The organism is Agrobacterium sp. 22-223-1, assembly GCF_053522385.1.
The window spans coordinates 270,352-296,135 of record NZ_JBNWCN010000007.1 but is presented as its reverse complement, the minus strand read 5'-3'; the positions used below and the strand labels follow the sequence as shown (position 1 = coordinate 296,135).

Genomic DNA, 25,784 nt, shown 5'->3' with positions numbered 1-25,784 from the left:
TCACAGGGCTCCGTAGCGTTTTTGCAGGCGCAGGCTGGAGATGACGGTGAGGATCAGCGTTACACCCATCAGGACGAAAGCGAGCGTCGCCGAAAGCGGCCAGTTGTTGATCTTGATGGCCTGCTCATAGACTTTCGGCGCCATCATCTGAAACTGCGGGCCGCCAAGGAGAACCGGGCTGGCATAGGCGTTCATGCCCTGCACGAAACACAGCAGACAGCCGGAGAAAATGCCGGGCATGGCCAGCGGCAGGGTCACGCGGAAAAACGTGCGCCAGGGTCCGGCACCCATTGTCAGCGCCGCCTCCTCATAGGCCCGTCCGAGCGATTCGAAGACGCTTTGCAGGCTGATGATCATGAAAGGCAATGTCAGGGCAAGAAGGCTTATGACGACGGCGTAACCCGTGTAAAGCATGCGGATAGGTTCATCGACCAGTCCGATCCCTCGCAGCAGCGAGTTGATCATACCGCCGTCGGATAGAAGCATCATCCAGCCGGCGGAACGGACGCCGTTGCCAAGCAACAGCGGGATGATCATGGCCAGAAGCAGTATCGTGCGCAGGAACCGACTTCCGATGCGCGAAATCAGATAGGCTGCCGGAACGCCGAAAACCAGACAGAGCACGGTGCAACAAAAGGCCACGAGCAATGTGCGCCCAAGTATCTGCAGATAAAACGGGTCCGAGAAGAAGGAAGTATAGTTTATAAGACTGTAGCCGGAAATGTCGTAGGCGCCGGGCTCGAAGATCGCCAGACTGTAGCGCGCCATCAGAACGAGCGGGAGCCCCAGGCCGAAGAGAATGAGCAGCATCGAGGGGAGCAGCAGTTCGGCTGACCGGAGGAGCGGGGAGGCACCGGAATTCCGGTGCTCTCCTTTCGATGTCGTGGCCAGCCCGATCACCCCTTGAACTCCTTGTTCCACCAGTCGAGCCATTGAGGGTCGCTCTTCGCGGCATAGGGATAGTCGACCATATGTAGCTTATCGATCTGTTCAGGCGTGAATTCCAGCAACCGCTTGCTCTCGGGCGAGAGAGCGGCGTTATCCGTGGAGACGGTATAGGACGTGGATTCGGCGATCGCCCCCATATGCGCGGGTTCCAGCATGGCGTTCAGATAGGCATAGGCCGCTTCGCGGTTGCGGGCACGCTTGGTGATCGCTGCACCGAAAGCGATGAATACCGCACCTTCGTCGGGGTAGGACCATTTGATCGGCAGACCATCCTTGCCCCACTGGATCGCACGCGCGCTGTAGTTGGCGGAAATCCAGATTTCGCCGGACTGGAAGCCTGCTGCCAGTGCCTGATGCGATGGATATAGGCGCGGTTGCACGGTTTTCTTCATCTCCAGCAGGGCAGGGAAAGCTTTGCTGACATCGCTCATCGAGCCGCCATGTGAAAGGGAGGCCGCGTAGATATAGTTGAAGTGGAGAGCATCGATAACGCCGACGCGGCCGGCATAGGCCGGGTTCCAGAGTTCCGCGAAGCTCTTCGGCGGCTCAGGAATTTTCGCCGGATTGTAGAGGATGACAAGGCCACCGTAGATCGCAGGCACCATGTATGGGGTCCTGAGCTTGTCGAGCACGTGGGGGCTGTTCGGGATCAGGGAGGCGTCAATCTCCTCGAGAACGCCCTGGCTGTTCATCTCGAAGGCATCGGCATCCGTAAGCCAGGTGACATCGACGCTGCTGCGTGGCAGGCGACGCTCGGCCAGAAGCTTGGTCTTGCGCTCTGACGCGGGTGCCAGATCGTGAATGATGTTCAGGCCAGACGTGCCGAAGGCTGGCGCTTCGAAACCCGTCACGATATTATTGTTCCAGTCGCCGCCCCAGTTGGAGACCACCAAATCTCCGGACGGCGCTGCAACAGCCAGGGATGGCATCAGCGCCGCGGCCCCTAATGCCGCAGTGCTGGCCATGAATTGACGGCGGGTCGGCTGAAAGCCGAATTTATTATGCTCGCTCAATGTCCACCTCTTTGTTTTCTAGCAGCCAGGAGTCGATGGCCGCACTTCTGTTTATTTTGCCCTTTCGAGGGCACTGCCTTCTATATGAGCAATGTTTTTCCGTGTTGTTTCAAAAATGTTTCATCTATATTTCATGCGATTATATGCCGGTGTTTGGAGCGGTGGTATGAAAAAGATTCTTCTGATAGAAGACGACGAGACCTTTTCAGTGTTGCTCACCGCCTATTTTCGCACGGCAGGCTATGTGACGGTCCGCGTTGCCTCCGCGCGCGATGGGCTGCAATATTTGTCCACCTCGGGCTGGGTGGCCATCATCGTTGATCTTACTCTTCCGGATGAAGACGGATTGGTACTGATACGTATGTTGCGAGCCAGAACGATGGTACCGATCATTGTGGTGACCGGTCGCCACGCCCGCGAAGATCGGCTGGCCGCTCTCGAGATCGGAGCTGACGATTTCATTCTCAAACCTTTCGAGCCTCAGGAACTCGTGTTGCGATTGAATAATCTCGCGCGCCGCAGCGGTCGCCAGGATGGTACGGATAGAACACATCTTCCCATCGCTGGCGGTGTACTGGATATTGCCGGCCACACACTGGTATCGCCGTCGGGCCAAATGCTAGAGCTGGCAGCCAAGGACTACAGACTTGTCCGTCTTCTAGCCTCAAACCCAAATCGCGTCATAACCCGCGCACAGATTATCGACGCGATCGCCGGATCGGAGCCTCCCGATTCCGAGCGGGCCATAGATATTCGCATTTCACGGCTGCGCAAGAGGTTCGCGATGATCGGCCTGAAGCCGGAGGATTTGCGGACCGTTCATGGGAGCGGCTACAAGCTTGCGTCCTGAGAGGCCCCGCCGCCTTGTTGAATTAACGGCTTATGGGTTCGGAACCAAGCTCTCCGGTATAACTTTTGAGTTGCATGATCGCAGATGCCAGTTCCTCTCGCAATTCCGCCAGTTGCAAGCTTCCGGGGGAAGCTGTCGGCGTCTCGGTATGAGTCGACCGTGCCAACTGTTCAAAGCCGAGCAGGCCCGCAACAGATTCGACTTTATGAAGCGCCCGATAGAGTTCGTCGGTGCTGAAACTGCCGCGCTTCACAATGGCAAGGGCCGCCTGCATGGTCACGACGCTCGACGAAACGATCGCCATGACATTCTCATGACCGATGTCCTCGAGCATGCGGTCGAGCCCACCTCGATCGAACGTGCTGGTCTTTTCTCGCCGCGAAAACCGAACGCGCTCCTGCGGCTCGAGCGAGGATTGGCCTCCGCCCCCCTTGCGCACCGCGGACAAGGCTTCCGCGAGCGACTGGATATCCACGGGCTTCTCTACAAATCCGGTAATGCCGGCATCAAAGTAGTGCCGTATGTCATTCGGCATCACATTGCCGGTCATTGCAATTATCCCCATGCCGTTCGAGGCAAAGCCTCCGGCAATGATCGCATGAGCGAGTTCCACCCCGGACATTTCTGGCATCGATATGTCCAGCAAGGCCGCATCGAAGTTATGCTCCGTCAACAGGAACAGTGCATGTTGCCCGGTTTGAGCCGTCATTACCTTGTGTCCCAGACGCTTGAGCACCGATTCGGCGACGATCAGGTTCGCCGGTTCGTCATCGATCACGAGGACGTCCATCGTCGGCCCGATACCTGTCGAAACTGGTGGCTCCGAACCGCGCGGCGCCGATTGCACGAGCCGGTCAGCGCTGACGATCGGAATATCGATCCATGCCTGGGTGCCACCTTCCACAACAGGCGCCACGCCGAGTGAGACGCCAAGGGCCGCCGCCAGCTCCTCGCTTATGGCAAGGCCGAGACCAAGCCCTTCTATTCCTGACAAACGATGCTCGCGATTTCGTGTGTAGGGGGTAAATAACTGTGCACCCAGCTCACCACCGATTCCCTTGCCAGTATCGGTCACGCTCACGCGCAGGACTGGCAGGTCATCGACCTCCAGTGTGAAGGTATCCAGCACGACCGAACCGCCCGGTGCATACTTGAAGGCATTACCTAGAAGATTGAACATGATCTGCCGAATCCGACGCGGATCCGTCAGCACCTGGCGGGGAATGTCTCGCGCCGTGTGCGACCGAAACGAGACCATGCTTTGTCGTCCCATCAGACGAGCGAAATCCACTATTTCCCGCAGGAGGGCGCGGGTGTCCGTTGGCCTTGTGTCAATGTTGAACTGTCCCGAACGCAAACTGGTAACGTCCAGAAAATCGCCCAGCACATCGCGCATTGCACTGGCTGCGCCAAACAGTGTGTCGAATGTTTGCTGCTGCGATGCCGAGCCTCTCTCGTCCTTCAACAGCTGTGCAATGTTATAGACGATATTTAGAGGATTGCGCAGCTCGTGGCCAACTTTGGCGACGAAGCGGGTACGCGCGGCGAGTTCGTTCTTTGCCTCATCCAGGGCCGCACGAAGATCGGCTTCCCTCTCCTTCAATATGGTGATGTCGGCGCGAATACTGCTGATCGCGCCCGACGGTGTTTTTCGCTCACTGACCTGTATCCACCGCCCATCGGAAAGGTGCTGCTCGAAGAAACCGATATTCGCGTGATGAAATGACAGGCGTTTTCGAGACCATTGTTCGGCATCCTCGTTCAACTGGAAAACGCCGCGTCGCAGGCTTTCGCGCATGACGTCGTGAAAACTCAAACCCGGAGCCATCATATCGGCCACCGTCGGATAAAGTCTTCTATATTGTTCATTACAGACGACCATCCGGTCATCTGGGCCATAAAGTACGAAAGCCTCCGGCAATGCTTCAATTGCCTCGATGAGGACGCGGGTAAAATTCGGATCCGTTTGTTGCGCTTTTTCGAGCGTTGCTATCTGGTCCCCACTGGGTTCGGGCTTGTCCGGATCGCCGGCGTAAATTGGGTGAGAGGCGATTGGATCATTCAAGTGAGTTCCAGCCGGCGCTTTGTAGTGCACGGCACCGCTCGCCATGTTCCCGTCCAGGCAGCCTATGATCACAGCTCCATCGAATATATGCTGACCGGACCATGTTAATATCTTTCCGGAAAAATGCCTTCGAGTGTATGCCGATGATAATAAGGCCCCGATTTTGATCGCCCCGAATCCATCACCTGTCTCTATTACGGGCTCGGGTTCGGTAACTCCAAGATAATCCAGCAGGTCAATTCCCTCGATGCCCCTATTCGGCATTTGCCAGTGCATTGATCTGTCAGATAGATTGAAACTCCAAAGAAGGATCTGATCCACTTTCATAGCTCCTAAATTCGATGATCCGGCTCCGGCCGGCGGCGCATCTCTTTCCAGGGCATTCGGCACCATAGGCTCTGTACTTGAGAGGAAGCTCGTTTTTATGTCAGGAGTTCCGATGATGGTGCAGCGGTTCCCACTTCGGATTCAAGCCACTGTTGGAAAAGATCGGCGTTCGGGTGGGTCTGCTTTTGCTCGGGGCGCACGATGTAGTAGGCGTTCTCTGTCGACATGGGCGCATCTGTGATCGGAGCCAGCGCTCCGGAACGGACTTCGTGTTCCACCAGATATGTCGGCAACAGGGCGACGCCAAGCCCGGCGACGGCAGCGGCTGTGAGCATCGAGAACTGGTCGAAGCGCGGTCCGGGATAGGCGTTGTCCACCGCAACATCATGGAACCGGCACCACTCCGCCCATAGTTTCGGCCTGGTCGTCAGATGTAGAAGCCGGGCATTGCCCGGCGGCGGGCGGCTATCGGCGCTGATCGCGCGTGCAAGTTCGGGACTTGTCATCGGCATCACCGTTTCGTGACAGAGAAATGTAGAAACTCCACCCGCCCAGGCTGGCTGGCCGTAGTGAATAGCCAAATCAAAATTGTCCTCCGCAAAGCTGAAAGGTTTTGAACGGGATTCTATGGTAACTGCCACGTCAGCGTACTTGTGCAGGAAGCGGCCGAGGCGGGGCACCAGCCACTTGGTGCCGAATGTCGGCAATGTGGCTATCCGCAGCGAGGATTTCATCTGTCCCGCAGCGACTGCGCCGATCATCAGCCGTTCCGATCTAAGCAGTAATTCCTTCACTTCCGGTAAAAAACGCTGCCCCGCCTCCGAAAGGATCACCCGGCGGCGAATGCGCTCGAAGAGCTGTAAGCCGGTCTGCTGTTCGAGTTCGGCAATCTGGCGGCTCACAGCGCTTTGCGTAAGGTTCAGCTCTTGCGCAGCCCTGGAGAAATTCTGATGGCGTGCGGCACATTCGAACGCTTGGAGATTGACGATGTCCGGTATCAAGCTTCTACGCATATCTATTCCAATTTAGCATCAACTTAGCGAAATCTCTCACAACTGCGGCAAGAATTAACCGGTTATAGTGCATTTCAAGAATGATGTCGCACAATTTCAGAGGATCGTGCCAGCATGTCCAGTTATGTCTCTACCAACGAAATCCGCGCAATCTTCTCGGGCGCCATGTCGGAAATGTACCGTGATGAGGTTCCGGCCTACGGCACGCTGATGGAACTGGTTGCCCGGGTCAATAATGAGGCGCTGGCGAAGAAGCCGGAGCTTAAGGAGCGCCTTGCTGCAACCGATAGTCTCGAGCGCATTTCCGAGGAGCGCCATGGGGCAATTCGCCTTGGCAGCGCAGAGGAACTGGCGACCATGCGCCGCGTCTTCGCTGTCATGGGCATGTATCCGGTCGGCTATTATGACCTTTCGACGGCGGGTGTGCCGGTTCATTCCACCGCTTTTCGGCCGGTCGGTAACGAGGCGCTGAAGCGTAACCCGTTTCGTGTATTCACCTCGCTGCTGCGGCTCGACCTGATACCCGATGAGGTGTTACGCACTGAAGCCGCCCGTATTCTGGAGCAACGCCGGATATTTACTGTCGGAGCTATCGCACTTACGGAGAAGGCGGAGCGTGACGGCGGCCTGTCGAAAGAGGATGCAGACCGTTTCGTATCGGAAGTGCTGGAAACATTTCGCTGGCATGACAAGGCCAATGTCGATGTGGACATGTACCATCGACTGCACGATGCGCATCGCCTGATTGCAGACGTGGTTTCCTTCCGGGGACCGCACATCAACCATCTCACGCCACGCACGCTGGATATTGATGCGGTGCAGGCGCTGATGCCGGCCTACGATATCGCCCCCAAGGCCGTTGTCGAGGGGCCGCCGACCCGCGAATGCCCCATTCTGCTGCGCCAGACGTCTTTCAAGGCGCTCGAAGAGGCCGTTTCGTTCCCCGATGGCAAGGGCGCGTGGAAAACCGGTTCGCATACCGCACGCTTCGGCGAGATAGAGCAGCGTGGTATTGCGCTGACCCCGAAGGGACGAGGGCTCTACGACCGGTTGCTCGATGAAACGCGAAAAGTGGTTCGCCCGGCTGCCGATGGCTCCAACGCGCGCGAATACGAGGCTGCCCTGGCAAAGACGTTTGAGGCGTTCCCCGATAATTGGGCACAAATCCGCAAGGACGGTCTGGGATATTTCAGCTACTCTCTGGCCCCCAGGGCAACAGATGCCGTGTCTGCCTCCGCGCCTGATCTTGAGACGCTCATCGCAGACGGGCTCGTTCGCTTCGACCCGATTGTCTATGAAGACTTTCTGCCGGTGAGCGCGGCGGGTATATTCCAGTCCAATCTCGGCGATGGTGCGCAGCAGGAATTTGTCGCAAGCCCCAACCAGACACGGTTTGAGGCCGACCTCGGGGCAAGCGTGCTCAACGAGTTTGACCATTACGCAGGCATCGAAAGGGCGTCTGTCGATGCCTGCCTTACCGCATTGGCGGGACGTGCCATGGCCGGTTGACCAGCCGCGCCCGCAGTTTCCAGATTTCCGAACCGGAGTTTTGAACCATGAACATCACCGTGAAATCCACATCCGTTGCAGCAGAAGCCGCCGCCATTCTCGAACGCCTTGGTGTCGAAAAGTCGCTGTACACCGCAGGCGACATGGATTCGTTTTCGCCGGTAACCGGCGAGAAAACAGGTCAGCTGAAAACCGTAACGCCGGCCAAAGCGGCGACGGCAATCGACACGGCTGATGAAGCATTCCGCCAATGGCGGTTGGTCCCGGCCCCACGGCGCGGCGAACTGATCCGTCTGCTGGGCGAGGAACTACGTGCCGCCAAGGCCGATCTCGGTCGCCTCGTTTCCATCGAAGCCGGGAAAATCCCCTCTGAGGGCCTTGGCGAAGTGCAGGAAATGATCGATATCTGCGATTTCGCCGTCGGGCTGTCCCGTCAGCTTTATGGCCTGACGATTGCCACCGAGCGCCCCGGTCACCGTATGATGGAAACCTGGCATCCGCTTGGTGTTATCGGCATTATTTCGGCTTTCAATTTCCCGGTCGCCGTCTGGGCGTGGAACGCGGCGCTGGCCATCGTCTGCGGTAACAGCGTCGTATGGAAGCCCTCGGAAAAAACTCCGCTGACCGCGCTTGCGGCGCATGCGGTGCTGGAGCGGGCGATCAGCCGTTTCGGCGACGCGCCGGAGGGTCTTTCCCAAGTGCTGATTGGTGATCGCGAAATCGGTGAAATCCTCGTGGATCACCCCAGGGTGCCACTGGTTTCCGCCACCGGCTCCACGCGTATGGGGCGGGCTGTCGGTCCGCGTCTGGCGGCGCGCTTTGCCCGCGCCATTCTGGAGCTTGGCGGCAACAATGGCGGTATCGTCTGCCCCTCCGCCGACCTCGACATGGCGCTACGGGCCATCGCTTTTGGTGCCATGGGCACGGCCGGTCAGCGTTGCACCACGCTTCGCCGCCTGTTCGTACATGAAAGCGTCTACGACCAGCTCGTTCCGCGTCTGAAAAGGGCTTATGGCAGTGTTTCTGTCGGTAATCCGCTGAATGGTTCTGCCCTTGTCGGTCCGCTGATCGACCGGCTGGCGTTTGATGGAATGCGGAAGGCATTGGCCGAGGCCCGCCAGCATGGCGGCGTGGTTCATGGTGGCGAGCGCGTCGATTGCGATTCCGCGGAGGCATTTTATGTCAAGCCTGCGCTGGTCGAAATGCCGCAACACGAAGGCCCGGTATTGGAAGAAACTTTCGCACCGATCCTCTATGTCATGAAATATAGCGATCTCGATGCGGTGATCGAAGACCATAATGCCGTTGGCGCCGGTCTTTCGTCATCGATCTTCACGCTCGACATGCGCGAAGCGGAACGCTTCCTTGCGGCCGATGGTTCAGATTGTGGTATCGCCAACGTCAATATTGGCACATCGGGGGCGGAGATCGGCGGAGCCTTCGGCGGCGAAAAGGAAACCGGGGGCGGACGTGAATCCGGCTCGGACTCGTGGAAGGCTTACATGCGCCGCGCCACCAACACCATCAACTATTCGAAATCACTGCCGCTCGCGCAGGGCGTTTCGTTCGATATCGACTGAGGTGTGCTCATGACAATTTCCACCGCCATAGTGGAGGCGGGCTTCAGACCCGCCTCGCGGATCGCCTCGGTCGGCGTTTCGAAAATTCTTCAGATCGGTGCAAGGGCTGCGGCGATGAAGCGCGATGGGCACCCGGTCATCGTGCTCGGTGCCGGCGAGCCGGATTTCGATACGCCGCAGAGTATCAAGGATGCCGCCAAGGCAGCCATCGATGCGGGCGAGACGAAATACACGGCACTTGACGGAACGCCGGCTCTAAAAAAGGCGATCGTTGCGAAATTCAGCCGTGAAAACCACGTTGACTACGCTGTTGACGAGGTGACGGTAGGGACGGGGGCCAAACAGATACTCTTCAATGCCTTCATGGCGACGCTCGATAAGGGCGACGAGGTGATTATCCCTACGCCCTATTGGACATCTTATTCCGATATCGTCGAAATTTGCGGCGGCACCTCCGTCCTGATCCCCTGCGATGCAAGCGCTGGGTTCCGTTTGCAGGCAGAGCAGCTTGAGAGGGTGATTACGCCTAAAACCCGCTGGGTACTTCTCAACTCGCCTTCCAATCCCTCGGGTGCAGCCTATAGCGAAGCCGATTACCGGCCATTGCTCGATGTGCTTTTGCGCCACCCGCATGTCTGGCTGATGGTCGATGACATGTATGAGCACATCGTTTACGACGATTTCCGCTTCGTGACGCCGGTGGCGATGGAGCCGCGCCTGAAGGAACGGACGTTGACGATAAATGGCGTATCGAAAGCCTATGCCATGACCGGCTGGCGGATCGGTTATGCCGGTGGCCCGAAGGCGCTGATAAAGGCCATGGCCGTTATCCAAAGTCAGGCGACATCATGCCCTTCGTCCATTGGACAGGCGGCGTCTGTCGAAGCGCTTAACGGCCCTCAGGAATTCTTGAAGGAAAGGCAGGCAAGTTTCCGCCGCCGCCGCGATCTCGTCGTGTCACGTCTAAACACTATCGAGGGGTTGGAGTGCCGCACGCCGGAGGGAGCTTTTTACGCGTTTTCTGGCTGTGCGGGTGTCATCGGCAAGGTAACACCGAAGGGCAAACGGATAGAGGCCGATCACGACTTCACGGATTATCTGTTGGAAGAGGTCCATGTGGCGGTGGTTCCCGGCTCGGCATTCGGTCTTTCGCCGTTCTTCCGGATTTCCTACGCGACCTCAGAGGCGGAACTGACAGAGGCGCTTGACCGCATCGCGCGGGCATGTGCTGCCCTGCAAGATTGATCAGGCATGGGATTTAAAAGCCGATGATCCCCCGTCTGAAGTCATCTTGCGGAGAACCATGCCTGTCACCCGGTTTTTTTGAGCGTCTCATCGAGGCTGGGTTCAGGGGCGACATCGAGACACGCGCGGCCTCGCGCATCGTTCTCGCTACCGACAATTCCATCTATCAGATGGAACCTGCCGGGGTGCTTTTTCCACAAGATACCGATGATCTGAAGACAATTACAAGGGTTTTATCGGAGCCTGCATTTCGGAAAGTCGTCATTGTTCCGCGTGGCGGAGGCACCGGCACCAACGGCCAGTCGCTGACAACCGGCATAGTTGTCGATTGCTCCCGGCACATGTGCCGTATCCTCGAAATCGATCCGGTCCGCCGGATGGCCCGTGTCGAGGCGGGCGTGGTCAAGGATCAGTTGAACCGCGCACTCAAGTCTTATGGCCTGTTTTTTGCGCCTGAGCTTTCAACATCGAACCGCGCAACGATCGGTGGCATGATTTCCACCGACGCCTGCGGTCAGGGTTCATGCCTTTATGGCAAGACTTCCGGCCACGTATTTGGCCTACGCGTTTTGCTGATGGATGGCTCGGACCTGTGGTCACGCCCGCTGGACAGCGCGGCGTTGAATGAGGCCATGGCCCGGAGTGACCTTACAGGAGAAATTTACCGCACGGTCGAGAAGATTACCCGTGAAAAGGCAGATCGTATCCGCGAGATTTTTCCCGATCTCAATCGCTATATGACCGGCTACGACCTCGCTCATGTGCGGCGTGATAACGGTGATTTCGACCTCAACGCTATTTTGTGCGGCTCGGAAGGTACGTTGGCGATGATCGGCGAGGCGGAACTCAACCTGCTTCCCATTCCTGGCCATGTGGCGCTGGTAAATATCCGCTATGGCGATTTCAACACCGCGCTGGAACACGCACGTGCGTTGACGGCACTTAAAGTCGCCTCCGTCGAGACAGTTGATGAGAAGGTTTTGGGTCTGGCGAAGGGCGATATTGTCTGGAACGGCATCGCCCGTTTCTTTCCGGACGATACAGCCGGTTCAGCCAACGGTATCAATATTGTCGAACTGCTTGCCGACGACGAGGATGAGTTGAAGCGTCATCTGGCGCAGGTGATCGCAGCGCTAGACGCAGATAGCAGTCACCGTGGATACACCATTGCCCGTGGACATCACGATGCGGAAGCAATATGGGCCATGCGTAAGCGTGCTGTTGGCCTTTTGGGCAATGTCGAAGGGCCGGTGAGGCCAGTGGCCTTTGTGGAAGATACCGCTGTACCCCCGCAGAACCTTGCGGAATACATTCGTGAGTTTCGCGCTTTGCTTGATGATGCAGGTGTGTCCTATGGCATGTTCGGTCATGTGGATGCGGGCGTTCTGCATGTACGCCCGGCACTCGACCTCAGCCGTGATGACCACACACCTATGGTCCGTCATATCAGTGATGCGGTGGTGGCGCTGACCCGCAAATATGGTGGCGTATTATGGGGAGAGCACGGCAAGGGCGTGCGCTCGGAATATGTGCCGGAGTTTTTTCAGGATCTTTACCCGGATTTGCAGCGTATAAAACAGGTCTTTGACCCCGATTATCGTCTAAATCCGGGCAAGATCGCGGCTCCGGCTTCAAAGTCCCTGCTGAAAATTGACGAGGTGCCACTGAGAGGGGGAGTTGACAGGATCATCGGTAACGACATTCGTTCCGCCTTCGACAATGCCGCCTATTGCAACGGGAATGGTGCCTGTTTTGATTTCGATGAAACCAGTCCGATGTGTCCTTCCTACAAGGCTACACGCGACAGACGCTATTCGCCCAAAGGCCGGGCGATGCTGATGCGTGAATGGTTGCGGCTGCTTGCAGAAAATGGAAGGGACGCACGCAACGAGGCGGAGGCGCTGCGTATCGGGCGCAAACGTCTGTTGGCGCTGTGTCGTCGGGTGCTGAACTCGCTCGATCCGGCAAACAGGTACGACTTTTCCCATGAAGTTCGAGAGGCGATGGACAATTGCCTGGCTTGCAAAGCCTGTGCAGGTCAATGTCCTGTCAAAGTGAGTGTTCCTGCTTTCCGCGCTAGATTTCTGGAGATGTATTACGGTCGTTATCTGCGCCCGCTGAAAGACCCGCTGGTTGCCGCTATCGAGACCACATTGCCGCTCATGAGGCGGGCAAGGCCACTCTATAATCTCCTTGCAGGAACAGGACCGGGTCGCAGGCTGATGCGTGTTGCCGGGTTGACGGCATTGCCATTGCTGCCTGCTGTTTCTCTTGCCGACCATGCGCGCAAGCTTGGTGCCACCATAGCAACCATTGAAAACATCCGAAAGATGACGCAATCCGAGCGTGAAAGGGCGGTGGTCTTCGTAACCGATGCGTTTACCGCCTCATTCGAACCGGCTGTAGCACTTGCCGCTATCAGGCTGGCCCGCAAAATAGGGCTGGTGCCTCTTCTGGCCGAGCCGCATGTCAATGGCAAGGCGCTGCATGTGCATGGGTATCTGCGGCGTTTCGAGGCGGCGGCAGCGCGCACGGCCCATAGTCTCCAGTCCATTGCCGATTTTGGCGTGCCCCTTGTGGGGCTTGATCCCTCGATGACCCTGACATTTCGCAGCGAATACAAATCTCTGTCTGATGCGCCATTGAAAGCGACCGTCCTGCTGCCACAGGAGTGGCTGGCCACGCAGTCGGAGCGGCTTTCCGCCAGCATATCGCCAATAAAACATGCCAGCTTTGGGCTGCTGCTCCACTGTACGGAGCGCAGCAACGTTCCGGCATCGGCTGGTCATTGGAAACAGGTGTTCGAACGGCTAGGCGTGAGGCTGGATATCGTCAATGCCGGTTGCTGCGGCATGGCGGGAACGTTTGGTCATGAGGCTCGCAACCGCGCCACCTCGGAAAAACTCTATGACATGAGTTGGGCCGCGCCCGTAGCGAAGGCAAACGGGGATAACGTGGTTATGGCCACTGGCTATTCCTGTCGTTCGCAGGCGAAGGCAATAGACGGGAAATTCCTGCCACACCCGCTTGAAGTCATAGACCGTCTGACCGACCAATAAAGTTGGGCTGACGAACTGTAACGCGAAACGCCCGGATGCGCTCATCCGGGCGTTTCGGTTTTTCTTGAGGTGTTGTGCACAGATTGATGTGGGAAGGGCGTAAGGCGCGAGCTTGTCCTCGACCATTCTTTGACCGTGAATACATCACCTTGATAGAGCGCTAGCGAAAAGCTGACGCTCCATTATTGTTATTCGCTCAAAAGTAACGAACTTCCTCGGCCTCGATGCTCAGCGGGTCTTTACCGCGCTTGGTCAGCCACGAATAGACCGGCGGTACGCGATCGGCAATTGATTCAACGTGAATGTCGATCAGGCATGGGCCGGATGTGTAGGCAAAGGCTTCAGCGAGCGCCCTGTCGAGCTCTTTCGAATTGGTGGCGGTCCAGGCCTTGACGTCAAATGCTTCCGCAATTGCCTGCCCACGCGGTGGCATGAAATCCACGCCGAAGCACTGGTTATGTCCCTTCAGCCGGTGCAGCCCCTTGATCCAGCCGAAGGTGCCGTTGTTGAACAGCAGGAGAATGGCCGGAACCTGAAGGCGAACGAGTGTTTCCAGTTCGCCGACCGTCATCCCGAATGACCCATCGCCGAACATGCCGATAGGTCGGCGATCCTTGTTGGCAAACCACGCACCAACCGTAGCGGGCAGCGCAGAACCCAATCCGCCGAAAGCGCGTGGTATCGCGAAGCGGATTCTGCGATCTTTCAACTTCAGAAAACGTGTCATATGCGGCGTTGGCGTTCCGGCGTCAGAATAAATATGAGCCGGTTTGCCGTAAGCTTCGAGCGCTTCGTTGAAGCATCGAACTGCGCGTTCGGGTCGCAACGGGGCGGCTTCAGAGCTTAAAAGCTTCTCGGCATTTTCCCAGAAGTTAGCGCGCAAGTCGTTCAATTCATCGACCCATTCCTGTGTCCGGGCCGCATCATTATCAGCAGGTGCCATTTCAATGAGGCGTTGAAGGACCAGGCGGGCGTCGCCCTGAACCGACAGCACATTCTCGTAGTTGTTGGCCATAATCTCGTGATCGATATCGATCTGGGCCACACGCTTGTTGAGCGTAATTTTCGGGAAGGTCCAGCCAATGGTAACGACCGAGCCCATCCTTGATCCTACAAAAAGGACGAAATCGGCATGTTCCAGAGACCAGTTGGCATGTGGATGAAATCCGTTGTCGCCAATAACGCCGACCGCCAGCCGATGATCGTCAGGCATTGTACCTTGGCCCGTCATCGTGGTGCAGACCGGAATATTCAGCCGTTCAGCCAGCTCCGTCACCTCCGGTCCGGCGCAAGAGCGGTTGACGCCACCACCCGAAACGATCAACGGCTTCTTGCTGCTCGTCAGCATCGACATCACGGCATCCAACTTGTCCTGAGGCGGAAGCGTAGGATATGCAGGGAACTGCCTGCATTCGGCCTCGACGTGAAGCGATACACGTGCCGGATCCACCTCAGCGATAAGCATGTCCTCTGGAATCTGGAGATGGACCGCACCTGGCTTGCCAGAGCACGCAACGCGGAATGCACGACGAATGATTTCCGGCAATTTTTCCGCCGATTTCACTTGCACTGACATTTTGGTGATCGGATCGAACAGGCGAGCGCAATCCAGCTCGGTCAAGACGCCACGGCCTTCACCGGGGAGGGGAATGTCGATCGTCAGCAGAATGACCGGAACCGAGGAGGAGTTCGATTCAGCTACCGGAGGCAGTGAATACATGGCGCCTGCGCCCGATGGGCACTCGAAGACGCCGGGCTTGCTGGTAAAGCGCCCATAGGCATCCGCCATGTAACCGGCAGAGCGTTCGTCGCGTGCCATAACGTGGCGAATCCTGTCTTCTCGCTCCTGCAAGGCCTCATAAAAAGGAACGTTGGTGTCCCCCGGTACGCCGAATATCACTTCGACCCCATATCCGATCAGCATGTCCACCAGAATATCTGCGCCGCGCACGACGGTCTCCTTTCGTTACTTTAAAATTCAATCACAACCTGACAGTGGTTTTGAGGATGATCACTGTGACCGGCCCATGCTGCGGGAAGCATGATGGGATGTTCTCCCAACTTTCATGAGCCGGCCTCACTCAGGCGAAACGCCTTGGCGAAAACGCCTCGATACCAGAGGTGGGTGTTTTGCCGCTAACCATGTCTGCGACGATCCGGCCAGTGATCGGACCGGATGCAAAGCCGACATGTCCGTGTCCAAAGGCGTAGAAAACGTTATTCGAGCGGGAGGACGTGCCAATGACCGGCAAACCGTCCGGTGTGGACGGGCGATGGCCCATCCAGCGGTCCAGCTTCATCTCCGTGCGTGGAGTCAAGTGATCGTATGTGGCAATGGCGTGCTCGATCAGAATGTCGACGCGCTTCCAGTTGGGGGGAGTCTCCACCGATGCCAGTTCGACTTGTCCGGAGAGGCGCAGACCTTTCGAGGTCGGCGTATTCGCCATCTTGCCGTCGCTTGGCATGACTGGATGCGAAGGCCCGTTCTCCTCGGAAACAACAACGCCATGATAGCCCCTCTCGGCTTCGAGCGGGATACGGTCGCCAGCCTCGCGTGCGAGGGCTTTGGACCAGACACCGGATGCGATCACGGCCCTGTCGCAGTTGAGGCGGCCGTTATCCGTCTCGACTGCAATCAGACTGTTATCGTCAAAAACGAAACCGTTGGCTTGCGCTTTCATAAGAGTGGCCCCACGGGCGATTGCGGTCGAAACGATCGCTGCAACGTAAGCGCCGGGATCGACGCAATGGGCGCCATCTTCCGCCAGAACCCCGAAGTTGTAGCGATGGGAAAGCTGTGGTTCCCGTGCGTGCAGTTGCCCAGCATCCAGTTCTTTCCAGCGCAAGCCTGTCATGGAGCGCAGATGCCATGATAATTTCTCCGCCTCGAAATCCTGTCTGCCCGGATAAGCATACAGCAGGCCTTCCTGACGAATGAGATGGCTGAGGCCCAGTTCTTCAGCCAGTTTGAGGTGTCGTTGCGGGCTGTCTCCAAGGAGGGTTGCCAGCGCATGCGCGGTTTTTTCGACCCGCGCGACCGTCGAGCCTGCGATGAGAAATCTCACCAGCCATGGCAGGAGCTTGAGAATATGCCGCCAACGGATGACGAGTGGGCCTTTGGGATTCAACAAATAGCTCGGAATCTGTCTCCACAGACCCGGCATCGACATGGGTACGACCGACGCAGGGCTGATCCAGCAGCCGTGTCCATAGCTGGCGCTCTGACGCCCGCCCGGCTCGCCGGCTTCCAGAATTGTAACTTGATGGCCGTCACGGATTAATTCCAGCGCCGTACTTGCACCCACTATGCCTGCGCCAATTACGATTACGTGCATGTCTATCATTCCCGAGCATTACAACGGTTAGACGATTGCTGATCGATGGGCGCAAAAATTCGTCTCCTGCTGTGACGCGGGAGTTGGGTTCATCGCTTGTCGATCACTTTAATGGACCCCGGGGCAGAACCGGGATGACCTGTTTTTCAGTTTACGTACCAACCAGGACCCGGCAGGAGGGGCGGTCGGCACAATCAGTTCGGACCAAGACCATTATGGAAATGGCTCAGGAAGGATCGCGTCGCCGGTTGAACGGGATTGTCGATCACCTGGCGCGCCTCGCCTTCCTCAACGACACATCCATCACGCATGAAGACGACACGGTCCGCCACGTCGCGGGCAAATGCCATTTCATGCGTGACCAGCAGCATCGTCATGCCTTCGGCGGCAAGAGAGCGGATGACGGATAGAACCTCTCCCACCAACTCGGGGTCGAGCGCCGAGGTCGCTTCATCGAACAGCATGACTTCAGGCTTCATCGCCAATGCCCGAGCGATTGCGACGCGTTGCTTCTGTCCACCGGACAAACTGTCGGGGGGAGCCGTTGACTTATCGGCGAGCCCTACCTTTTCCAGCAGTCCGCGGGCGATCTCCCGCGCCTCGGCTTTGGATTTTCGCAGAACCGTGATCGGCCCTTCCATCACATTTTGCTCGACGTTCATGTGCGGGAAAAGATTGAAGCTCTGGAAAACCATCCCTGTCCTTGCGCGGAAGGCGGCAAGCGCCTTGTCCCCGGGCAGCTTCCGCGTGCTGGAAAAGTCAATTGCCTGATCACCCACGCGAATGAAGCCCTGCTCCGGAACCGTCAGCAGATTGACGCTTCGCAGCAACGTCGATTTTCCTGAGCCGCTGGGGCCAATGAGTGCAACGACGTTTCCTTTCTTCACGTTCAGCGTGATGTCCTTCAGGACCTCGAAGTCGCCGAAGGATTTTTTCACGCCGGAAAGCTCGATCATATTGTGTTCTGACATGATGATAAGCCTTTCGTGATCAGCGGCCTGCACGCGCTTCAAGCCTGTGAGCGAAGCGTGTCAGCGGGAAAAGGAGGATGAAATAGATGACTGCGATCATCGTGTAGGTTTCCAGCGGCCGATAACTTGCGGACGTGATCAACTGGCCCTGGTAAAGCAGATCCGGAACGGCCAGAACCGACAGAAGCGAAGTGTTTTTCAGCTGTAGAACTGTCTGGTTCATCAAGGGCGGGATCATGCGGCGAAATGCCTGGGGTAAAACCACGCGCGCCATGAGCTGATGTCGCCTCATGCCGAGTGCGCGTCCCGCGTCCCATTGGCCAAGATCAACCGAAATGATGCCTCCGCGGATGATTTCGCCGAAAAATGATGCGCCGTAAAGCGTCAACGTGATGAAGGCTGCCGAACCCGGAGACAATTCTATTCCGGTCAGGATCGGCAACGCATAATAGCACCACACAAGCTGGACCAGGACCGGCGTACAACGGAATATCTCGATGAAGCCCGTGATAAGCGCGCCGAGGATTTTTACGTTTGAGAGGCGAGCAAGGGCGACCAGACAACCGACAATCAAGCCTGAAACCGCAGTGCCAATCGTAAACCCGATTGTATAAAGTACACCCGTCCAGATCAGGCTCTGGTACTGTATGAGAAAACTGAAATCCCATTGATATTGCATATCGTTCCCACTTTTTTATTTATCGCGCTTCACCAATCGAGGCTCCTGCATGAAGCCACCGGCCAAGTGTGAGGATATCGAACACCGGAAGGCCAAAACGCTTCGATATCTCCGCTGAAAAAGGCGGCAAGTTCGTGCATTCAAATACGAGCGCGCCGATGGAAGGCTGCTTGTCGACGAGATCCTGAACGGTCTGCAATAACTCGTTGCTGAGGGCCTCGCGGTCATAGGGCTTGTCGCCCTCGATCAACTGGTGAAGCGCTCCGCCTTTGGGCAGTCCGGCAACCGGAGGGACATCCATGACGCCCGCTTCCCGGAAATGACGGTCCGTCAGAGAGTTGAAATCATATGTAATCACTCCGACTTTCTTTCCAGCGGGAAGAAAGGCGGTGATCTGCGGAATTTGCAGCAGGCTGGACGTTGCAACAGGAAGCGTGAGGCGGCTTGCGAGTGCGCTTTGCCGCAGCACCAGAAAACCGCATGATGTCGTCAATGCACAGGCGCCTTCTCTCGCCAGCTCTTCACCGGCAGCCACAAAGGCATCGAGCAAAACCGCATCGTCTTCGCCATTGACGATCGTTCTGGCGCTTGCGCCATTGACAGTTTTGTAGACGACGGGGAACGGCCAGCTGCCAGCGTTACCCACGTCACCCAAAGGACGCTCAAACGTCGTGTCAAGCATCATGATACCAAGCGAGCTGGCCATGGTTTCACCGAAAAATACAATGGCCGCCGTGCGTCACGCAACGGTAGCTCCTGTTGGAAACAGGGACAGGATCACGGGTGACCCTGTCCACACCCGATCATCAGAACTGAATATCGGCCGGAATATCCTCTTTCTGGACGCCGACCAGATCGAGACTTGAGGTAATCCAGCTCGTCACCACGCCGGAAGAGCGATTGAATTCAAGCCAGTTGTCTACAAAAGTCCGGAATCGTGAGCTGTCCTCTGCACGAACGCCAGCACAGGTCGGTTGACGCACGATTGGTCCGGGGACAACGATTTTGCCGACATTCGCGTTCTTCTTGACAGTTACCAGTGACAGCATTGCGACCTGGATGACAGCGTCAGCGCGACCGGTCTGAACCGAGAGCGTTGCCTCGTCGGGAGTCTTCAGCGCGACGAGTGTTGCCTTTGGCAGAACGCGACGGGCGAAAAGATCGTGTGTCGATCCGATATCGACCGCAATGCGGACCTCCGGCTTGTTCAGCTCTTCCCAGGTCTTCGGTTCAAGGCCCGGCTTGGCGATGATGGTGAAGGTATTCTGCATGATCGGACGGGTGAATTCGACCACCAGTGCACGTGACGGTGTGGGGCTAAGGCCAAACATGATGTCGATCTTGTTGGCTTGAAGATCGAGAACCGCATTGCCCCAGGTGGTTTCGCTGATTTCGACTTCAGCCTCGAGCGACTTCGCGAGATCGCGGGCCATGCTCATACAAAAGCCAGACCACTCACCAGTCGCGATATCCTTATGATAATATGGTTCGGTTCCAACGATCCCGGCGACACGCAGTTTCTTGCTGCTGCGTATGCGTTCAAATGTCGAACCAGCAGCGGGTGCCTGAGCGACTGCAGGTGTAGCAAGAGCGGTTGCAACCGCGCCCGCGCCGGCGAGTCCAAGGAGGCTTCCAAAATTACGTCTGTTCATGTCATCCCCTTTTTTACATTATTTGACGGTACTCTTGCTTCTGCGGGTTCCCAGTTATCCGCGTCGCAGTCTCGGCAATTGCCTTTTCCCTTCGGGTTACAGGCACGTTCGCCGGATGAGTCAGTCTTGACGATCTTGCATTTAAAACAAAACATCGAATAATCCGCCTTGCATGAGTTTTAGTCATGATGAGGGGTTTGGGCAATGAGGCGGTATCTTCCATCACTTTCGGCGCTGCATGCCTTCGAAGCTGCGGCCCGATATATGAACTTCACGCGCGCCGCTGATGATCTCGGTCTCACGCAGAGCGGGATCAGTCGGCAGATTCGTAATCTGGAGGATTTTCTGGGGACTACCCTTTTTCACCGTTCAGGCCCACGTTTGGTGCTGACAGAAGTTGGAGCCAACTACTATCGCGATCTTGCTTTCACGCTGGACCGGCTTGAAGAAATCTCTATCGATGCGGTCCGTGGCCGTAGTGTTGATTCCTCCTTGATGGTGGGAACGCATCCAACTTTTGCATCTCGTTGGTTGCCTCAACGGCTTTATACTTTCATTTCGGCATTTCCGGACATACCCTTGGAGTTCACGTTAGCAACGCCCGCGACCGACTTCGAAACGACACGTTTGGACATTGCGGTATTGCGGGGGGCTGGTACGTGGCTCCATGCCCGTGCAATTGAACTCTTCCCTGAGAAACTTGCTGTTGTGGCCGCACCGAGCCTTATCCCATTGGGTGAGAAACTTGAACCACTCGAATTTTCGAATTTCCCGATGATCCAAAATGCCGGCCGGCCCAGCCTCTGGCTGAATTGGCTGCGTTTTGCCGGACTATCCTATAGCGGACGCATTCAGGGAATAAGATTTTCTCACTATGAGACGATCATCAATGCAGCCGTAAACGGACTTGGCGTCGCTGTCGTACCAACATTTTACATCGAGCACGAACTTGAAAATGGCTTATTGCACATGCCTTTCGGTGATGCCACGCATTCCGACGATTCCTATTATGTCGTTTACCCGGAAAGAAAAGCGAACAACCCCAATGTCGTGTTGTTCAGGGATTGGCTGATCAGGCAATCCCGAAAACACGCAGATCAATAAGCCGATTTGCTGAGTTCTGCCTCCGATGGGATTATTTTTTGCATGGTTAGTTTGCCGTTTCCGACCGCAATTCATTAGAGCGACTGTATATCTGAGCCCTCGCTGCGAATTCACAAGTCTCTGTGGACTCAGGCGCCTGCAACCAAACATCCAAAACTCCCGGAGCAAACGCGCCGGGAGTTTTTTTGTTGTCACGTGGAATTCCGGACGATCATTTTACCGGGCAAGGTGACTGTTTCGGCTTCAATGGCTCCGGTGATCATTCCGATGATGGCCTCGATCATTTCGTGGCGAGGTTGTTCATACGTGGTGAGACCGTATGCGGGTGAACCTCCGAGTTCATAATTGTCGAAGCCGACGATAGCCATGTCTTCAGGCACTCTCAGGCCGAAGTTACCGCGAATTTCATCCATGGCGCCGAAAGCCAGGATATCGTTCTCACACATAAGGACGTCGACGCGTTCGGAAGGTGCAGTTTGCGAGAGATATTCGCGGACGGAGGCTGCTCCCGCTGCGGCGCTGTATTTTTCGGCAGACAGGAGCTCGATCTCGCCGACGCCTTTTTCCGCCCAGGAATCTGTAAAGTGCTGCCGGCGTCTGAGCGCCGTCGAAAGCGCCGTCGCGCCGCTCATGAAGCCGGGCCTTCGATATCCCCGTTCGTATAAATGGTTGACGATGTCTCTCAGCGCCAGTTCGGCGTCACATACGACGGCGGGCACGCCGTCGATCTGGCTATCTCGTGCCAGAACGAACATGGGCGGCAGTCCGTGGCCAAGCTGGCGGTCCGTCAGCGTTTCATCGCGAAATGCGGTGCCAAAAAGAATGATGGCGTCAACCTGACGCTGGTCGGCATGCAGCAGGGCGTGCACGTGATCGAAGTGGTTATTGATGTTGATGAGCATGGCAACGAGGCCGGCGGCCTGCAGACGCTCCGTCAGTGTTTCAAGAAACGGTAGTTTCTGGGGATTGGCGAAATCATCGACGAAGACGGCGACCTGATGAGTCAGATTGGTGGCAAGGCTCCGGGCAAGAAGATTTGGCGAGTAATTCAGGGCAGCGGCCGATTCCAGCACGCGCCGTTTGCTTTCCTCGGTGATCGACGCACCGGGTGTGAAAGCCCGGATAACGGTCCATTTCGATACGCCTGCTGCGGTCGCCACCTCTTTCGCCGTCGCTCTCCTGGTAGTTTCCCGCTTGCGCATAGTGCCTCCAACCGAAATGGAACGAACATTCCATTTTGGATTCCGATGAAATGAACGCTTGCTTTTAACCCATTCGCGGCTATGATGCACCTGCTTGCACCCGGTAGCAAGATATTTGCACCCGGTAGCATTCACATTTTGCCGGCTTGAGGAGTGGGCCGGTGCAAGGAGGAGGAACCACATGAAATCTATTCTCAGGAAACTCGCCCATGGCGCGCTCGTCGCCGGAATAGCCGTGTCATGCTCTGCAACGGCCAGGGCGCAGGATCAGTTGACCATCATCGCGGTCACCCACGGTCAGGCGTCCGATCCTTTCTGGTCTATCGTCAAAAATGGCATGATGCAGGCGGGCAAGGACAGCAATGTCCGGGTCGATTATCGCGCGCCCGAGACCTTCGACATGGTCGCGATGGGTCAACTCATCGATGCGGCTGCAAACCAGACCCCGGCAGGGATAGTGATTTCCAATCCGGACCCAGATGCCCTTGGTCCAGCGATTGAAAAAGCAGTTGCCGCGGGTATTCCGGTCATTTCGATGAACTCCGGCATTTCGGCCACGGAAAAGCTCGGCATCAGGCTGCATGTCGGTCAGGATGAATTGCCTGCCGGTGTCAAGGTTGGGGAGAAGCTGAAGTCTCTCGGTTTGAAGCATGTTCTTTGCGTCAACCAGGAGGTGGGCAATGCGGCTCTGGACCAGCGCTGCGCTGGAACGGAAAAGGGTTTTGCAGGCGGCAAGGTAACGGTGTTGCCGACGACAGCCGACCCGGCGGAAATCGAAGCCAAGATTCAGGCGGCGCTCACCTCAGATCCCTCGGTGGACGTTGTTCTCGGCCTTTCTGCGCCGCTGGTCGGCGAACGCGCGGTTGCAGTCGTCGAAAAGCTGGGTGTCGGCGACAAGGTCAAGGTTGCATCCTACGATCTGTCGGCGGGTTTTCTGAAGGCGGTCGCGGACGGGAAGGCACTCTTTGCGGTTGATCAGCAACCTTTCCTGCAAGGTTATCTACCTGTGACATTTCTTGCGCTGAACGCACGTTACGGCACCATTCCGGCGGGCAACGTTGCCTCCGGCCCAAGCTTCGTCGAGAAGGACACGGCCGCCGCAGTCATCGAAAAATCCTCCCAGGGCATCCGCTAGGCCGGATGGAAGCGTGGCTCCCGCCAAAGCGGGAACCACTCCGAACGCAACTTTTGCCTCGATGCGCGATCTTTTCGGCCGAACGCCGTTGCGCGCAAAGCTGACACCCAATCTGAGGAACGAACCCATGACGCTGGCCAACGAACAGAACGGGTCCCAGACCCGATCCGACGAGCGGCTAAAAAAGGTTTCGATGATGACCGCTCTCCTGCGTCGTCCGGAACTCGGCGCTGTTGCCGGGCTGGTGCTCGTCACCATCTTCTTTTTCTTCACCGCCAATCCGGCTATGTTCACGCTGGCCGGCGTGGTCAATTTCATGGCCCCGGCTGCCCAGCTCGGCATTCTTGCCATCGGCGCCGCTTTATTGATGATCGGCGGTGAATTTGATCTGTCGATCGGATCGATGGTCGCCTTTGCCGGTCTCGTATTTGGCACGGCGCTGGTGGTTCTCAATCTTCCGCTCAGCGTGGCGATCCTGATTGCGCTTGGATTTGCCGTGGTCATCGGCGTCACGAATGCCCAGCTCACGATGCGAACGGGTCTTCCCTCATTCATCGTCACGCTTGCATTCCTCTTCATTCTGCGTGGCCTCACGCTGGTTGGCCTCAAATGGGCAAGCGGCGGAGCGACACAGCTTCGCGGCATGAAGGAAGCCGCCGCCGACAGCCCGCTTGCCCCGATTTTTTCCGGCGACGCCTTTACCGGCCTGTTCTCCTGGCTCGGCAGCCGGGGCATCATCGAGACATTTCCAAATGGAACACCGAAGGTCCCCGGCATTCCGGTGGAGATCCTGTGGTTCGTCCTGATCGCCCTGCTTGCTACCTGGATGCTTCTGCGGACGCGTTTCGGCAACTGGATATTTGCCGCCGGCGGTGACCCGCGTGCGGCGCGCAAGTCGGGCGTGCCAGTGGCGCGCGTGAAAACCACCCTTTTTATTATAACGGCCATGTGCGCCACGCTCGTAGCGATCCTCACCGTGCTGGATGCCGGCTCCACGGATGCCCGCCGTGGGTTTCAGAAGGAATTCGAGGCCATTATCGCGGCCGTCATCGGCGGCTGCCTTCTGACAGGCGGTTACGGTTCGGCGATCGGCGCGTTCTTCGGCTCGATTGTCTTTGGCATGGTGCTGATCGGTCTTACCTACACGTCGATAGATCAGGATTGGTATCTCGTGTTCCTCGGCGGCATGCTGCTGACGGCCGTCATTTTCAATAATGTGATCCGCAAACGCGTCACGGGAGAACGCTGATGAGCACATCTCAGACGCCAATCGTCGAGGTAAGGAACCTCGTCAAATATTTCGGCTCCATCATCGCGCTCAACGGTGTATCGCTGAGTGTCAATGCCGGCGAGGTTCTCTGCCTTCTCGGAGACAATGGCGCCGGCAAATCCACCCTCATCAACACCCTGTCCGGTGTGTTCAAGCCGACATCGGGAGAATTCCTCGTCGAAGGTCAGCCACGCATATTCGACGGTCCGCGGAATGCGCTCGATGCTGGCATCGCGACTGTCTATCAGGATCTTGCGATGATCCCCCTGATGTCGGTGACGCGGAACTTTTTCATGGGCCGCGAACCTCTGAAGGGTTTCGGCCCCTTCAAAAGCATGGACATGGATTTTGCCGACAGGGTCACGCGTGAGGAGATGCGCAAGATCGGCATCGATGTGCGTGAGCCGGATCAGGCGGTGGGCACCCTGTCGGGCGGTGAACGGCAATGCGTCGCCATCGCGCGCGCTGTCTATTTCGGGGCGAAGGTGCTCATCCTCGATGAGCCGACGTCGGCGCTCGGCGTCGCGCAGACCTCGATGGTTCTCAAATATATCAACCAGGTCCGCAATAACGGGCTCGGTGTCATTTTCATCACGCATAATGTCCGCCACGCCTATGCCGTCGGTAACCGCTTCACGGCGCTGAATCGCGGCAAGACCCTCGGAACCTATTCGAAGAGTGAAATTGGCATCGACGATCTGCAGAACCTGATGGCAGGCGGCAAGGAGTTGCAGTCTATCTCCGAGGAGCTGGGCGGAACCATCTGACTAGACATTCCCGAACGAATATCCGGTTCGGCGCGATCGCGCCGCGCCACGACCCCTCAT

20 protein-coding genes are annotated in these 25,784 nt (G+C 57.1%); 9 read left to right on the top strand and 11 right to left on the bottom strand.

All coding sequences use genetic code 11. The features are described 5' to 3' along the window. Together ACQZ60_RS23990 and ACQZ60_RS23985 are read right to left on the bottom strand one after the other, a co-directional pair. On the bottom strand, positions 1-900 hold the full coding sequence (locus ACQZ60_RS23990) for an ABC transporter permease (RefSeq protein WP_020808420.1): 900 nt from the start codon (positions 898-900) through the stop codon (positions 1-3). Then, complete coding sequence (locus ACQZ60_RS23985) at positions 897-1,838, bottom strand: ABC transporter substrate-binding protein (RefSeq protein WP_020808419.1); 942 nt, start codon at positions 1,836-1,838, stop codon at positions 897-899. The genes ACQZ60_RS23990 and ACQZ60_RS23985 overlap by 4 nt, the downstream gene beginning before the upstream one ends. 289 nt (positions 1,839-2,127) lie before the next feature. On the opposite strand from ACQZ60_RS23985, the gene ACQZ60_RS23980 reads away from it, so the two are divergent. Next, positions 2,128-2,811, top strand: coding sequence for a response regulator transcription factor (locus tag ACQZ60_RS23980; RefSeq protein ID WP_020808418.1), 684 nt, complete (start codon positions 2,128-2,130; stop codon positions 2,809-2,811). A gap of 22 nt (positions 2,812-2,833) precedes the next feature. Here ACQZ60_RS23980 and ACQZ60_RS23975 read toward each other — a convergent pair whose 3' ends face one another. Both ACQZ60_RS23975 and ACQZ60_RS23970 read right to left on the bottom strand, forming a co-directional pair. After that, on the bottom strand, positions 2,834-5,197 hold the full coding sequence (locus tag ACQZ60_RS23975) for a response regulator (protein ID WP_196248057.1): 2,364 nt from the start codon (positions 5,195-5,197) through the stop codon (positions 2,834-2,836). A gap of 101 nt (positions 5,198-5,298) precedes the next feature. Further along, the gene (locus ACQZ60_RS23970) at positions 5,299-6,222 is read right to left on the bottom strand and encodes a LysR family transcriptional regulator (protein ID WP_031233316.1); all 924 of its coding nucleotides are present in this window, start codon (positions 6,220-6,222) and stop codon (positions 5,299-5,301) included. A 108-nt stretch (positions 6,223-6,330) separates the two neighbouring features. Between ACQZ60_RS23970 and hglS the strand changes: the two genes are divergently transcribed. Genes hglS through ydiJ form a run of 4 tightly spaced genes read left to right on the top strand, consistent with a single transcriptional unit; the run spans position 6,331 to position 13,609 of the window. Continuing rightward, complete coding sequence (gene hglS, locus ACQZ60_RS23965) at positions 6,331-7,725, top strand: 2-oxoadipate dioxygenase/decarboxylase HglS (RefSeq protein ID WP_020808415.1); 1,395 nt, start codon at positions 6,331-6,333, stop codon at positions 7,723-7,725. A gap of 47 nt (positions 7,726-7,772) precedes the next feature. Next, complete coding sequence (gene amaB, locus ACQZ60_RS23960; RefSeq protein WP_020808414.1) at positions 7,773-9,305, top strand: L-piperidine-6-carboxylate dehydrogenase; 1,533 nt, start codon at positions 7,773-7,775, stop codon at positions 9,303-9,305. Between the two features lie 9 nt (positions 9,306-9,314). Continuing rightward, positions 9,315-10,550 carry a pyridoxal phosphate-dependent aminotransferase gene (locus tag ACQZ60_RS23955; protein ID WP_020808413.1) on the top strand — a complete coding sequence of 412 codons (1,236 nt, stop codon included), beginning with the start codon at positions 9,315-9,317 and terminating at the stop codon, positions 10,548-10,550. Positions 10,551-10,573: 23 nt separating this feature from the next. Next, positions 10,574-13,609 (top strand): D-2-hydroxyglutarate dehydrogenase YdiJ, encoded by a 3,036-nt coding sequence (ydiJ, locus tag ACQZ60_RS23950; RefSeq protein WP_020808412.1) that lies wholly within the window; start codon positions 10,574-10,576, stop codon positions 13,607-13,609. A gap of 196 nt (positions 13,610-13,805) precedes the next feature. Here the strand turns inward: ydiJ and ACQZ60_RS23945 are convergent, their stop codons facing one another. The 6 genes from ACQZ60_RS23945 to ACQZ60_RS23920 all read right to left on the bottom strand — a co-directional run bounded on the left by ACQZ60_RS23945 (position 13,806) and on the right by ACQZ60_RS23920 (position 20,246). Continuing rightward, the gene (locus tag ACQZ60_RS23945; protein WP_020808411.1) at positions 13,806-15,560 is read right to left on the bottom strand and encodes a thiamine pyrophosphate-binding protein; all 1,755 of its coding nucleotides are present in this window, start codon (positions 15,558-15,560) and stop codon (positions 13,806-13,808) included. 130 nt (positions 15,561-15,690) lie between these two features. Then, complete coding sequence (locus ACQZ60_RS23940) at positions 15,691-16,944, bottom strand: NAD(P)/FAD-dependent oxidoreductase (protein ID WP_031233315.1); 1,254 nt, start codon at positions 16,942-16,944, stop codon at positions 15,691-15,693. Between the two features lie 194 nt (positions 16,945-17,138). After that, complete coding sequence (locus ACQZ60_RS23935; protein ID WP_031233313.1) at positions 17,139-17,915, bottom strand: amino acid ABC transporter ATP-binding protein; 777 nt, start codon at positions 17,913-17,915, stop codon at positions 17,139-17,141. A gap of 19 nt (positions 17,916-17,934) precedes the next feature. Beyond that, entirely contained in the window at positions 17,935-18,594 is a 660-nt protein-coding gene (locus ACQZ60_RS23930; protein ID WP_020808408.1) for an amino acid ABC transporter permease, read from the bottom strand. Between the two features lie 19 nt (positions 18,595-18,613). Continuing rightward, the gene (locus ACQZ60_RS23925; RefSeq protein WP_080850844.1) at positions 18,614-19,300 is read right to left on the bottom strand and encodes an aspartate/glutamate racemase family protein; all 687 of its coding nucleotides are present in this window, start codon (positions 19,298-19,300) and stop codon (positions 18,614-18,616) included. A gap of 100 nt (positions 19,301-19,400) precedes the next feature. Further along, positions 19,401-20,246: a transporter substrate-binding domain-containing protein gene (locus ACQZ60_RS23920; protein WP_031233311.1), complete on the bottom strand. Its 846-nt coding sequence runs from the start codon at positions 20,244-20,246 to the stop codon at positions 19,401-19,403. A gap of 204 nt (positions 20,247-20,450) precedes the next feature. On the opposite strand from ACQZ60_RS23920, the gene ACQZ60_RS23915 reads away from it, so the two are divergent. Then, positions 20,451-21,350, top strand: a complete 900-nt coding sequence (locus tag ACQZ60_RS23915; RefSeq protein ID WP_020808405.1) for a LysR substrate-binding domain-containing protein — start codon at positions 20,451-20,453, stop codon at positions 21,348-21,350. Positions 21,351-21,541: 191 nt separating this feature from the next. Here ACQZ60_RS23915 and ACQZ60_RS23910 read toward each other — a convergent pair whose 3' ends face one another. Then, positions 21,542-22,552, bottom strand: a complete 1,011-nt coding sequence (locus ACQZ60_RS23910; RefSeq protein WP_031233310.1) for a LacI family DNA-binding transcriptional regulator — start codon at positions 22,550-22,552, stop codon at positions 21,542-21,544. 181 nt (positions 22,553-22,733) lie between these two features. On the opposite strand from ACQZ60_RS23910, the gene ACQZ60_RS23905 reads away from it, so the two are divergent. From ACQZ60_RS23905 to ACQZ60_RS23895, 3 genes are all read left to right on the top strand, one after another. Next, positions 22,734-23,687: a sugar ABC transporter substrate-binding protein gene (locus ACQZ60_RS23905; protein WP_003523957.1), complete on the top strand. Its 954-nt coding sequence runs from the start codon at positions 22,734-22,736 to the stop codon at positions 23,685-23,687. Positions 23,688-23,814: 127 nt separating this feature from the next. Next, positions 23,815-24,936 (top strand): ABC transporter permease, encoded by a 1,122-nt coding sequence (locus ACQZ60_RS23900; protein ID WP_031233308.1) that lies wholly within the window; start codon positions 23,815-23,817, stop codon positions 24,934-24,936. Next, complete coding sequence (locus ACQZ60_RS23895; RefSeq protein WP_003523955.1) at positions 24,936-25,724, top strand: ATP-binding cassette domain-containing protein; 789 nt, start codon at positions 24,936-24,938, stop codon at positions 25,722-25,724. The genes ACQZ60_RS23900 and ACQZ60_RS23895 overlap by 1 nt, the downstream gene beginning before the upstream one ends. The last annotated feature ends 60 nt before the right edge of the window (positions 25,725-25,784 follow it).